The 12171-nt window shown below is 59.6% G+C and carries 9 protein-coding genes and 1 pseudogene; 2 read left to right on the top strand and 8 right to left on the bottom strand.

Annotated features, from left to right (window positions below):
- The first annotated feature begins 405 nt into the window (after nucleotides 1-405).
- Nucleotides 406-552, top strand: coding sequence for a DUF7563 family protein (locus tag APQ99_RS12700; RefSeq protein WP_168731201.1), 147 nt, complete (start codon nucleotides 406-408; stop codon nucleotides 550-552).
- A gap of 154 nt (nucleotides 553-706) precedes the next feature.
- Here APQ99_RS12700 and APQ99_RS11940 read toward each other — a convergent pair whose 3' ends face one another.
- From APQ99_RS11940 to APQ99_RS11970, 7 genes are all read right to left on the bottom strand, one after another.
- A complete protein-coding gene (locus tag APQ99_RS11940) occupies nucleotides 707-1099 on the bottom strand; it encodes a MarR family transcriptional regulator (RefSeq protein WP_136361743.1) in 393 nt (130 codons plus the stop codon).
- Nucleotides 1100-1320: 221 nt separating this feature from the next.
- Nucleotides 1321-2370: a hypothetical protein gene (locus APQ99_RS12765; protein WP_136361744.1), complete on the bottom strand. Its 1050-nt coding sequence runs from the start codon at nucleotides 2368-2370 to the stop codon at nucleotides 1321-1323.
- Nucleotides 2357-3058, bottom strand: coding sequence for a hypothetical protein (locus tag APQ99_RS11950; RefSeq protein WP_136361745.1), 702 nt, complete (start codon nucleotides 3056-3058; stop codon nucleotides 2357-2359). The genes APQ99_RS12765 and APQ99_RS11950 overlap by 14 nt, the downstream gene beginning before the upstream one ends.
- The gene (locus tag APQ99_RS11955; protein WP_136361769.1) at nucleotides 3055-3399 is read right to left on the bottom strand and encodes a DUF7344 domain-containing protein; all 345 of its coding nucleotides are present in this window, start codon (nucleotides 3397-3399) and stop codon (nucleotides 3055-3057) included. Before APQ99_RS11955 ends, APQ99_RS11950 begins: the two co-directional genes overlap by 4 nt.
- Before the next feature lie 831 nt (nucleotides 3400-4230).
- Nucleotides 4231-5355, bottom strand: coding sequence for a site-specific integrase (locus APQ99_RS11960; RefSeq protein ID WP_227970955.1), 1125 nt, complete (start codon nucleotides 5353-5355; stop codon nucleotides 4231-4233).
- Between the two features lie 777 nt (nucleotides 5356-6132).
- Nucleotides 6133-9519 (bottom strand): DUF5817 domain-containing protein, encoded by a 3387-nt coding sequence (locus APQ99_RS11965; RefSeq protein ID WP_010890476.1) that lies wholly within the window; start codon nucleotides 9517-9519, stop codon nucleotides 6133-6135.
- Between the two features lie 605 nt (nucleotides 9520-10124).
- Nucleotides 10125-10739 carry a hypothetical protein gene (locus APQ99_RS11970; RefSeq protein ID WP_010890477.1) on the bottom strand — a complete coding sequence of 205 codons (615 nt, stop codon included), beginning with the start codon at nucleotides 10737-10739 and terminating at the stop codon, nucleotides 10125-10127.
- Nucleotides 10740-11110: 371 nt separating this feature from the next.
- On the opposite strand from APQ99_RS11970, the gene APQ99_RS11975 reads away from it, so the two are divergent.
- Nucleotides 11111-11512, top strand: coding sequence for a hypothetical protein (locus APQ99_RS11975; RefSeq protein ID WP_010890478.1), 402 nt, complete (start codon nucleotides 11111-11113; stop codon nucleotides 11510-11512).
- Nucleotides 11513-11880: 368 nt separating this feature from the next.
- Here APQ99_RS11975 and APQ99_RS11980 read toward each other — a convergent pair.
- Nucleotides 11881-12078 (bottom strand): annotated as a pseudogene (locus APQ99_RS11980) (helix-turn-helix transcriptional regulator); the annotation flags it as partial.
- Nucleotides 12079-12171: the final 93 nt, after the last annotated feature.

A 12171-nucleotide genomic window follows, 5' to 3' on the forward strand; every position in this document is an offset into this window, starting at 1 on the left:
TCGAAATGATCACAGACAACTTCGGTATCAAGCGGGAGGTCAGCATCGCATTCAGTACACGTAGCCATATTTGCACCGTCGTGTTACACACACTAAAAATAACTCGATATCCGAGAAGCAAGTTCAGCCCCCAGTTTGCGACTCGTCCGACTACCTTGGAGAACCCAATCACGGAGTAGCGTCTCACGCAAACCAGGGCGAGGCGGGGTGTGTTGGCCTGGTCGAAAACCCCACAGCGCCACTCATGATCGTGTAGAATCGGTTCGGGTTCGGTCGGTTGATGAACCACCATTCACACGATGAGGGGGTCGCTTGGACAATCACGGCGGCTATCGAGACAGCAAACCCCAAGTACGGGTCCAGCGCCACAGAAAACCTATATCAGCGGCGTCAAGTGAGCGGTATATGCCCAAGTGCCAGAACTGTGGCAGCCACGTCACCGACGTCTACGTTCGCGTGTTCACCCCCGACGACGTGACGAGCCCACGCGCCTGCCCCAACTGTGAAACGGTCACCCGGGGTCGCAACGGCATCCGTGAAAAACGAACCTAACCTACCTAAGACACAAGAACAACCCACAGAGAGCGTGTCAGCGGCCGATTTGTCAGGTGTTTAGAGTTCAGCCGGTGGTCAGGATGTATTTCCCGCTCTGAGCAGGTGCAGAATCTTAACCAACAGAATAGGTGGGAACCGGGCTGTCTGTTGGTTAATCGAATGAGCTGGTATCAGAACCCCCCGTTGAATCGATAGTCGGGACTTGTTCCTCCCAGCCGGCCTCGGCGTAGGCATCGTCGTCAGGCGTCGCCTCGAAGAGTCTCACAACGGCGTCAACAGACTTGAGCCGTGCCGTGAGTGTCTCAACCCGAACTGGGTCAACGTAGTAGATTCCGTCTGACCGCTCGACGAGGTCCTTCTCGTCGAGGCGCCTCATCGTCTTCGCTACGCTGGACTCGTTGATGTCAGTCCGGTCTGCAATCTCGCGTGGGGAAAACCCGTATTCGTGGTGCCTGACGAGAAAATCGAGTGCTTCGTACTCGTTGGTGTCCGGCGTAACCGGGAAAGACTCATCATCCGTGAGCTCATCGACGGGAACTGGCATCTACAATACTACCAGGGACGACCTGTCATTATCATTTTCCCAGCGCTGTCTTCTCGGGCGGTCTCTGGAAGCGTATCGGTCCGGGGGTCTCAATAGCCATCCAGAGCATTCCTGAACGCTGAGAGCGCAGCCGATAACGCCGATTCCATAAACAAAGAGGAGGCTCTCGAGCAAAACCCCGATTCTAACCGGGGAGACGATTCAAATCCCCTATTTCGGGGTTAGTGGTCAGCAGCGGGATGGGTGTCATCGTCGGTGTCGTCCTCGATGGGTTCGTAGTCGGCGTCTTTTCCGACCGGAGTGAATCCGGGGACGTAGCTGAACCGTTTCCCGGGCTCGCTCCGAAACAGCAACGGGAACGACCCTCGATCATCGCGAGCCCGGTACTGGGGCTGCCATTCACCGAGTTCTACTATGGGCCTGGCAACCTGCGGCGCAGGCAATTCCGCGCACTCCAAGTCTTTGAGTGTGAGCACCCGGACTTCGAATTCACGCGCGAGCTTCTCCGTTCGAGGCGTCAGTTCAGTCGTGTGACAGAGCACTGGCATCGCCCGACAGGCAAACGCCACCGTACACAGCCGGAACAGCGCCGCCGGCGTAATCGGATCGTCCGTCCAGTCTTTGCACTGCCCAACGATCCAGTCGCTTGGCTCCTGGCGCTTGTCTCGTCGTCTGGCGACGACGTCGACCTCGAGACTGAAGAGGTGCTGGCGTCTCCTCGCTCCGTATCCCCAGCGTTCGAGCGCTCGCTGGAGTTGGTACTCAAGCCACCGCCCATCACTATCGCCACGACCCCCAACGTGCGGGTCGGCCTCGTCGACGCTGACGCCCTCCAGATCGGTCAGCACCGGACTGTCGTCCGGGACCTCTGGAAGGATGTCCCGCAGCGCTGTCGCGTACTCCAGGGCTGTTGTGAACTTCTCAGTGGGTGCTTCGTCGTAGTGGTGGGCTGCCGGCTCTCCAGCTCGGAGTGAGCGGATGAGCCACGACAGCTGCTGTTCGATACGCGTGACTGCTGCCGCGTACTCGACCGGGGAATCCACGGCCTGGTCATCCGCCGCAGCATCGTCGTGGTCTGGCTCGGGGAGCAGGCGGACGGCCTCGGAGATCGGCTCGTTCGCTAAGTACAGCAGCCGCTGGGCGAACAGTCGCTGGTCAGTCGACAACGTGTGGTCGGCCTCGAGCGTACCACGGAGTGCCTCGATTGTCTCCGTCAGCGAGCGGAGGTGGTCGGCGTACCCAGCCGAGAGTGGGGAGTCATTCCCTGTCATTGGTGAGTGGGCTCGGCGTGAAGTGCTGGCGCCTCAGCGATGTCTCTGAGAGCGATTGGACGACCGGCTGGCCCTGTTGCTGGAGATGATGAGAGAGTTCTTCCTCGTTGGTGATGGTGTACCACTGGTGGCTATCAGCGGCCCGATACCGCAGTTCGTCCTCAACAGCCACGAGGACTCCCTGTTCAGTCGTCCCGGCCGTATCGAAAACGAGGACGTCTGGGTCCGGATTCGTCCAGGTGCCGCGAATCAAGGCGAGGAGCGCATCGAGTGTCGGCGGATCCACGGGGGCTGGATAGCGTGGCCCCGCGGGGGCACTGATCGCAACATCCCGGATGGTGTCGCGACGACAGGTGCGCCAACCGGCGCCGGTCCACTCAAGTTCACGCCGCGTCCAGCTGTCACCATCGCTGTCGGGCTCGAGAACGAGCCGTCGTGGTGGCGTCCTACGTGGCGTCCACTGGAGGATACACGACCCATCGCCGCGGAGTGACTCGTCGTCTGCTCGACAGTGCTGTGCAAAGCGCGCAGCGTCGATCTGCGAGCGTGCACGCCGCAGTACACCGAGCGGGCCTGGGGCTGGCGTGGCTGCTGTCTCATCGGTGTTCTCGACCGCCTCAAACAGTCCATGGAGGCGGGCGTCGACGTCTCGCAGCACTGCGAGGGCGTGGGCTTGCGGGTCTGTCATGTCGCGTCCTCCGAGTCGGGTTTGTAGCAGGCCGTCTGGAGCCGGCGGATGTACTCGGCGAGCGGTTCCGTCGCGTCCGTCGCGGTCACCGTCTTCGAGCGGTCATCATAGTCGACCGCGCCGACTCCATCGAGCGTGTCGAGATGTTGTTGGGTCAGCGAAATGTAGACGGATGCCCGCTCGTTACTGCCGACCTTGCTGGGGTCGAGTTCGTTTTCGATGGCCGCGATTTCGACCGCCAGGTCGTCGACGGGAACGTCCCCAGTCGAGCGTGACAGCGACAACACGACGCGCCGCCGACGACTGTTCGCAATCGCATCAAACGCCCCCGCAGGCGCCATCGGAATGGCGAGCGACGACGTCTCCTCAGTCGGCGCCGCCACTCAACTCGCCCCCGTTAGTGGTGGTGTCGGTCGACGTCGCGGGCGCAGTCTCGAGGAAGAGCCCTCGTCGCGTCGGGACTCGCCACCGCTGTCCCGCCGCCACGCACGTGCCTCCGTCACTAGTTCACCGAGGTGGCTGGTTGTGCTGTCGGTGTTGGCGCTGCTGATCGCTGTATTGCGCTGGGATGGACGGTGTACGACTTGGTGTGTTCGTGGGTCGGTTTCCGGAGTGGGGCTCTGAGAGACAGAGTTATCACTCCTGACCCGGGTAGTCTGGCTTGCTGTCATCGGTCTGGCAGCACGAGTCCGCCCGGCGTCCATGCGCCGGGGGATTCGACTGGAATCGTGCTATCGTGGTGGACGAGCGCGTGTACCTTCTATATCAGTATCACAAAGCTCGCACACCGAATTCGCGTCTCTGAACGCCGCTACCACTCGAAATACTCTACAATCTTAACTATCTATTAAATTACACTCCACTCCCACCGGTGGTCAAAAACCCACTCACAGCACCCCACACCAGAATATTCTCTGTCTTGTTTTACCGCCACCTAAGGAGGCCCTCAGACGCTCTCACCCGAATATTCCGCCAATATAACCCGGCGCTCATGTGTAGCACATTGTTGATGGTGCGGAGTCTTGCAGTTCCACGGTAACACATAAACGATGGGAATGTGCGTAACAGGCGCTTAGATCAGCGGTTCCCTGGTTGGCTCTCGCTACCGCCACTGTATCAACAATCTCCTACTGAAGAGCGTAGCCCTACGTCAGACTCCGCGAGTCGTACAGTCAGGCGGACGCGTTCTTGTAGCCCTCAGTCATCTGGATGAGTTCGTCTGTCCGGTCGAGAAGTGTCTCCGGTTCCGACCGAAGGACAGGCTCGAGTTTCTTGACGGCGCGGAGATCGTCGGCGTTCACCTCCTCGTCCATTACGAGTTCGAGCAGGTTGCGGTCGGCATCGATTTCAGAGACGTGGCGAAGCGTGTCCTGTTCATCGATGCTCGCCTCAACCGGCGCTGGACACCACAGACACGTCTTACGATGCCGGGGCGTGTATTCACCGCACTCGAGGCACTTGACCGGGGCAATCTCGGCTCTACTATCGGACTCGTCGACCGGATGACCGTCCGCCGCTGCGATATGCTTTCCCGTCTCTCCGGCGAACGCCGAAATGTAGTGAGCGGCGGCGTCCGAGCCGCGCTGCCACCCGAAATGATTCTCTAAGTCGACCTGATTGATCTCCGTCCTCGACGCCAGAACACTTGCTCGCGACCGCCGGAAATTCCGTGGGTTGCACGGCTTCGTAATGTCTACGGCATCACGCGCCTCGTAGAAGGGATACCCGTACTGCGTGTAGCTAATCGATTCGTTCTGGGTGATCTTCGTCCAAACCAGCGTGCTGTCCGTGAGCCCACCCTCATCGTGAGCCGGGTGGTGCTCTTTCCAACGACGGAGATACGGCGCACCAACGTAGAGATAGACGTCGCGCGCGCCGGTCTTCGTATCCTCGGGAATTGAAAGAAGGACGTGGTCACCACGATCTTCGACGTCCCCCCACGTGAGATTCCAGAGCTCGCTCTCAGGGCGGCCACCCGACGACCACTGGACCGCTAAAATCGCCGGGTCCCGATAGTTGTATTCTTCACGCGCCTCAATCAGCGGGGTCACGTCTGACCAGCGTAGAATATCTGAGGCCGAGGGCGTCGGACTGTTCGTCGCGTGACTCGTTTTGAGCGCCGCAAACCGCTCTGGGAGGTCATCTGCGTCGTCGATGTCGAGCATCACCGACGCAAACTTTCGAAACGCATTGTAGTAGGAGTCCTTCGACGTGCCGGCCAGTGATTTCGAGGAGACCCAGGCTGTTATCTCGTCGACTGCGTCAGCGCCAGTGGACTCGGAGAGCGAATCAGTCAATCGTTGCGTCCCGCACGCGATTAAAAGGGCGGCTCGGAGAACCGTGAGATGACGACTCAGACCGATTTCCCCGGACTGGTCGCGGATGTTTTTGAGGCGTGCATCCAGAGTCTGGAGTGTCTCTCGATCCGCAGAACAGAGCTCCGTGCTCTCGGAGATCCGCTCTCGAATGCGGCGAAGATTTCGAGTTGCTCGCTTAGACATGAGAAGTGGTTGTTTTTGCTTCGCTTTCACAGATAAACCTGTGCTGTCTATCAATCTTAGCGCTCCCTCGAACTGAATTCATTACTGGAATCCTCTACCCTCCGTGGGAGGGCAAAAATCCAGCTTGTACAACTTACATATAAAGAAGGACTTCCGTCTGAAGGTCCCCAATCTCGACCGACGCCTCCCGGTATCCGTCATGCTGTCCGCGGCGACGCTACTCGTACGAAATCGAGAAGCCGCCCTCGGTGGAAGCGAGACACATCTGCACCTGCAAGTTACGCAATAGGAGCGTCGGTTGTTCAGTGCTCACAGCCTGCCAAATATGGTGTACATCGCCGCCCGAAGCTCATCCGAATCCGGCGCATCATCAACCAATAGTGACGGTCAGAGTCCCACGCTCCCACCCGATTACTCGGCGTCCGTGTCATCGACAATCCATTTGTGAAATCCAAAACAGCACTCTGAGACAGACGACGTGAGAACAACCGGATCACCGTCTAGGTGTGGAACGAACAGTGACCAGCAGCGGTCCCGGAGGACGTGAAGTCTTACTCGCGTCCCCCAACCGAGTTAATCACCTGACACCCCCGCTGTCAGCGTCTGCTGCGCTGGGCCCGCACCCGGCGGTGGTGACCCAATTCTCGCGACCGTCGACGACGGTTCATCCTCAGTGACGCCATCAACGTACACTCGGAGGAGGTGTTCGTACTGCTGTAAAATCGGATGAGCCTCCACCACCTCCTCAAACACTACTGGTGCTGAAAACGCCGCAATAGACGCCTCACTCGCCGTGTCCTCGCCAAGTTCACGGGCGGCACCGAGCAACACCTCATCCCACCGCCCTGTCCCCAGGCCGGTTGCCGCAATCTCTCCATCGTATTCCTCACGATACGGCTCACTCTGGCCGTTCTCCGGCACCCACCACGGCTCCAAATACGCTCGGTACTCCCCTGGGCCTACCCGCTCGACGATGTCCAGCGCCCGCAACCGCTGCAGATACCGGTCAACCGAATTCTTCGAGGATACCGCTACAAGATCTTCGCGACTCACCGCTCCGTGGCTCCCAAGGAGTGCCCGGAGCATCTTCTGGAGCGCCAGCTTCGGCCGCTCACCATCGTCGAACAGCGACGGCAGCAGCCGGTTCGCCGGCAACGTCGCGATACCCCTCGCCAGCGCGCTGACATCCAGTTCATCCGCTGGGTCATCCTTCGATTCTAACGCCTGCATCACCGCCGCCACGTCGAACGGCGACGGCCCACGCTCCTGTGTCCCCAGCGCGGCGTGAACCACAGTCACGAGCCGGTCCAGATCCTGGCGTGCCCCGGCGCCGAACCCTTTCTTCATCGCGAACGCCGCCACAATCCGCCGCGTCGTCGCCGCACCGTTCGCCAGGGCCACTGGCACGTCCATCACCGCTGCGTCCTCACTGCCCTCCTGGATGCGGTCCCGAACCCGATGGTCTTCAGCACGCAGCGCGGCCTCGATTTCGTCGACAACCTCGTCACCGGCCTCGTCGACGGCCACCACCCACGAACACGTCAACTCCGCCTCCGGCTCTCCTGGGTCAATCTCGTAGCCCAGCCGCCGTTTGAGCTTCTCCGCGCGCTGCTCACGCTGCATCCGATAAATCGAATGCACACCATCCGGCCCCCGGTAAACGCCTTGCTTCGCCACCACCGACCGGAAGAACCCGAGGAAGCGGCCGTATCGGCCGTCATCGCGACGCAACTGGGCGGCGTCCGGCACCCGCAGATGCACCGTCAACTCGTAGCCAGCAGCGTGATATAGCGTCGTCGCCGTCGTCGCCAGCCCAATCAGCTTCGACAATAATGCCGACCGCTGCTCGTGATCAAGCTCGTCGAACCGCCCCACCTCCTCGAGCAGCGAACACCGAACATCTTCAAGCCGCTCCCGGTACGACAGATAGTCGTCTTCCTCACGCGAACTCATCCACCCCAGTTGTGCGCCGAACGTCGCGACGTCCGCCAGCGCAGCATCAAACTGATCGGCACCCGCCCATAGATTCTCGAGATTGCTTCCGAGGCGACTCCGGCGCAGAATCTTACTCCACGCCCGCCCGCCGAGTAAGGTTCCAACAAGACGTGCCAACGTTCCCAGCGGATTCCCCCACTCCAGGACCACCGACACATCGTCGTCGAACGACGGCCCCCCAGACAAATACGAAACACGGCTATCCTCGAAGTCCTGGAGGTTCGCGTCCTCTACGACCGAAATACCCTCCGTACAGCGGCCAGCCCCCAGCTGGTGGTGGAGCGTCGCCGGCTCAATCTCTCGAGGCGCGGTTCCACCGTTGTACCGGCCGAGGAACCGTGTGTAGCCGTCTTCCTTGGCGTCACCGGTCGCCGCGAGGAACGACTCGGTACCAGAGACGCGGTCGTCGCCCGGCCGGGGGGCGTCCCGGGGTAGCTCTTGGTCGGGTTGGGGAGTACACTCTCTTGTATCGCGGTTGGGGGACTGAGTAAGACTCGCCTGCGCGGGATTCTGGACGGCCCCCTCAGTGTCGACGTAGTCGGCGATAGACGCCCCAAGCGCGGTTAGTTGGACTATACTGGGGCGTGTGGTGTCGTCGAGGGTGACGAACCCAGCCTCAGCGAGGTCCTCAACGTAGGCGTAGATGCTGCCCTCGGAGAGGCCGACGTCGTCGTCGGCAGCGAGGTCACCGCGAGTCGCGCCAGACGCCGAGAGATTGCCGAGGATGCGCGTGTAGCCCGTCCCCGACCATTCGCGTTCGCGGAGGATGTCCCAGGCCTGGCGCGCGAGTGCGGCGTCCGCATCGCCAGCTGTGTCGGGTGCAGCCGGGTGGGAGGTCTCGGTGATGTCGGTAAGACTGAGATGCCGCCTCGTCCAGTCCGTGTGGTCCTCGAGGAGGAGTGTCTCCATGCGCGGTGTCGAGAACACCAACTGGATGTCCAGGGCCTCCGAGAGGGTGTCCAGCGCGTCCAGTGAGCGGGTCCGCGTCTCCTGCCGTGTCCCAACCCATTCGCCCTCGTTGAGCGTCGCAGCGACCTGTGGCGCCACCTCGAGGGACTCAAGGAGTGCGGCCGGGCCAGCCCGGAGCGCTGCCCGGCCAGCGTTGACCAACCCACGACCCGTGCCGATTCGCGTCAGCGAGTTTGGAGCGTCATCAACGGCGACGCCATCGTCGTCGACGGCACGGACAGTGAACGCCACGAGATCACGGACCCACGCGCGGACCTCGACGGGCGCCTGGCGGTCACCATCGATCTCAACGGTCCCAGGGTCGATCTCAAGCGTATCGAGGAGTGCCGTCGCGATGGCTTCGGTGTCCCGCTCGTCGAGGGCAACGGTGTCCTGGTCGATGGTCCACTGGGCGACGGCGGCCGTGAGTGTCGGAAGGAGGTCCTCGAGGAGGCTGGGAATCCAGCGCCGCAACTGGGGCTGCAACCCACGATAGACGACCGTCGTCGAGAGATCCGTCTGGCCGTCCCGTTCAGGCGGAATGCGCGAAATTCCCGGATCGCCAGCTACGGGAAGGGCGACTCCAAGCGGGTCGAGGGTGGGGTTTGCGTGCCCAGAATCAGGGTCCTCGGCGGCAGAATCCGGGGCTGTCGTCGATTCCCGGGTATTGTACAGCAGGTCGGCGGTATCGTCGGCGCCGAGATGACGGAGAACCACCTCCTCGTCGATGAGTGATGAGCGGGCGGCGTCATCGAGGGAGTCGTGGGTGGCGAGGGCGTCGTCGACGGTGGTACGGTACTGCTCGCGAGCGCGTGGGCCGCTCCGGCTCGCGAGAATCTGGGTGCGCTTCTCGATGAGCACGTCGCGGTCCGTATCCTCAGCGAACTTCCGGAGCGTCTGGGTCCGATAGGTACTCCTGCAGCGGGGGCAGGTCGTGGTGTCGCGGGTGGCGGCGGTGAGCCAGAGCTCCTCGCAGGTCGAGCAGCCAACGAGCCAGCGCGGATGGTCTCCGGACATGACGGGGGTGTCCGAGAAGTTGTGTGCTGACGACTCCCAGGGAGGTCGTCGTACCCAAGACCATCTACCTTCGAGGATAGCCGCTGGTGACTCTCGGCCAAGAGAGTCGCAGAGCCACGGCTGAGGGCGAAAGCTATTAGGTCATGGGCCCACGAGAACCAAGTGGTACAAGGGTTCTCTTGCCGTCGAGGACTAGCCATCCTCGGCGGTGAAACCAATTATTTCACCAGCCAGAGGCATCCCCGACGACTAGGGCACGTCGTGCGGTTAGCCTACCTTGGTTGCGTAGCCTTTGCCACCCCGGGCATAAAAAGCTACGTCGGACAGATTTCCGCAACACACGAACGGGCAGGTACCGCACACACGAGTGTATCGAGACGTCAGCCGCCACAGCCCGAAGGCGAGCCGTCGAATCTAACACATGAGTTATTGTCTGGAGTGCAGGACCACGGATTAGGAGAATCAAAGTTATTGGAAAATATCGTATCTGAGTATCGTTGTTGACGGTCTTGTGTCTCGAGCCTCAATTCTAGTGGTCCGGATGGTTATTTTCGCCTTGGCGCTCGTGTCTTAGAAGAACTCCCCTAAGCTGGATATCACTCCGGTCATTCCATTTCGTCAAGTATCTGTTGAGCCTCTTCAGGTGTAATGGACATAGTGTCATCCCCAGCGTCTAACACTACTGTTTCTCCGGAGTCAAGGACTCGCTCGAGCAGATGGATGTCCTCACCCTGCTGCATAAGATAACTCAGATGGGATAGAGTCCCGTGGCCTTCAAAGATAGTATCTAGAACAGATTGGGGGTCGGTGTTGCGACGAGAGATATCCACATCTATCGATACATCGGAGACCAATCCTCGCTGGGCGTCGCCGATCTCGATGCTCCGCTGAAGAACATCCTCCAAGACATCAAGCTGCTCGTCAGCGTCTCGTTCCGGAAAGGTATCCAGAATCCCCAAGTAGACGAAAGCGTATGCGTGATAGGCTCCATCCCCTCTCAAGAACTCGTCAAAGATCTGCGTTCTATCCTCACGGTGGAGATAGTTGTTAAGCAATTTCAAATCGTTGAGCCCCTCTAAAACCCGCTGTCTCACCCGGTGTCGAGCGTCCCGATCCGCGCTATCCTGGTTACCCCAGTTGATAGTCTGAATATTCTCCTTGTCTTTCGGCGTGAGGATGCCGCTATAACGTGAATTTCCGGACTCCGATGAATCACTCATAGCCTACAATTTACGTTATAGTGACATCACTTCATCGTTACTATTGCAGACGTATGTGTTGATACAGACGCACAGTTTAGTATCTATAGGCCGTGACTAGTTGACAAGGACAAAAGAGAGTTACACGGGACGCTAACTGTCTCACGACTCGGAGTAAGGTTGCCCTGTGCGGCTCCCGACCCGGCTGCCACACAAGGCGGGGGCCGCATTGGTGAACCAATTTGGGGGTTGGGCCGCCCTTTGGTTCGGACAGGCTTCCCTGCGAGTGAGTGTTCTAGCTCTCTCGTGATATATGTTCTGTCTACGCCAAACTGGTCCAGACGGTGACGCAGCCGTCCGTCTGACAAATCAGGCTGCACTCAACACAACAGATGAGTGCAATACTCGAGCGGGAAGTCGACGAACAGGTCCACGAACTACTGCAAGACAAGAAGGGGGAGTTTCTGACAGCCGAAATCGTAGCGGCTGCAACAGACTACAGTGAAAGCTACGTGAGAGAGCGACTGCACGGCCTCGCTGACAACCGTGGCACCGATGTAACCCGTGACCGTCGGAGTAAGGACATCTACGGTGTCATCGTCGGCAGCGGATTCGTGGTCATCACCAGTGACCGAGAGCAACTTCTCGGCATCGTCAGGCGGAACCGCCCTTCGGAGATGGGGAAGGCAAAGTCGATGACCACGGACGAACTGCAGACGTTCATCACCGAAGAGATAGCGGTGAAAGAGGTCGCAACGAGCACGGACAAGCTCTACTTCGGAATCCCCGAGTAGACGGTTAGCACTGAGGTCGCTGACCTCACCTAACGGTAGTTCCGCTTACTCCGCACGATATATTTTTGAGCTTGCCAAGTGTTCGGATCCTTCAGTTGAATCTACACCCCCCGCTTGCGAAATGTAGAGCGGGTTCTTATCCGCTAACACTCCGGATGAGATAATATAGGAATGGGCGTGATATTCAGATTGCTCCGGTATTTTTCGCTACCCCACCCCTCGTTTGGAGTGAGAATCAGCAGAGGGTATCTGTTTCTGGAGGAGGCTGACGATGGTCTCGATTAGGCTTTCACTCTCCGGTTAGCGTTGCTGTCGGCCAGACAGATGACACCCCAGCGTTTGCAACTCGGACGAACCTGTGAAGACAGCTACTCGTCGAGGGTGACGTATTGGTGTTCCCACTCGCGGCGAGCAGTGAGCTCGCGGCGGCCACGCCGAGTCAGCGCGTAGGAGTTTGTGCGCTGGTCGATCTCGCCTTTCTCAACCAATCCCTTGTCAACGAGTGTATCGAGATTGGGGTACAGCCGCCCGTGATGAATCTCAGACTCGTAGTAGTTCTCTAGTTCAGAGGGTGTCATAGAAGTCTTCACACACTATGATAGAGTTTCTGACTGTTATAGAGAGTTACTAGCTTAGAAAGTCGTGCACTTGGTGCACGG

The sequence above is a fragment of the Halobacterium salinarum DSM 3754 genome (assembly GCF_008124605.1).
GTDB classification, from domain to species: Archaea; Halobacteriota; Halobacteria; order Halobacteriales; family Halobacteriaceae; genus Halobacterium; species Halobacterium salinarum.

What these genes read in the sequence shown, in the direction of transcription:
- APQ99_RS12700 (WP_168731201.1), top strand. Translation starts at nt 406, where the DNA reads ATGCCCAAGTGCCAGAACTGTGGCAGCCACGTCACCGACGTCTACGTT.
- APQ99_RS11940 (WP_136361743.1), bottom strand. Translation starts at nt 1,099, where the DNA reads ATGCCAGTTCCCGTCGATGAGCTCACGGATGATGAGTCTTTCCCGGTT.
- APQ99_RS12765 (WP_136361744.1), bottom strand. Translation starts at nt 2,370, where the DNA reads ATGACAGGGAATGACTCCCCACTCTCGGCTGGGTACGCCGACCACCTC.
- APQ99_RS11950 (WP_136361745.1), bottom strand. Translation starts at nt 3,058, where the DNA reads ATGACAGACCCGCAAGCCCACGCCCTCGCAGTGCTGCGAGACGTCGAC.
- APQ99_RS11955 (WP_136361769.1), bottom strand. Translation starts at nt 3,399, where the DNA reads ATGGCGCCTGCGGGGGCGTTTGATGCGATTGCGAACAGTCGTCGGCGG.
- APQ99_RS11965 (WP_010890476.1), bottom strand. Translation starts at nt 9,519, where the DNA reads ATGTCCGGAGACCATCCGCGCTGGCTCGTTGGCTGCTCGACCTGCGAG.
- APQ99_RS11970 (WP_010890477.1), bottom strand. Translation starts at nt 10,739, where the DNA reads ATGAGTGATTCATCGGAGTCCGGAAATTCACGTTATAGCGGCATCCTC.
- APQ99_RS11975 (WP_010890478.1), top strand. Translation starts at nt 11,111, where the DNA reads ATGAGTGCAATACTCGAGCGGGAAGTCGACGAACAGGTCCACGAACTA.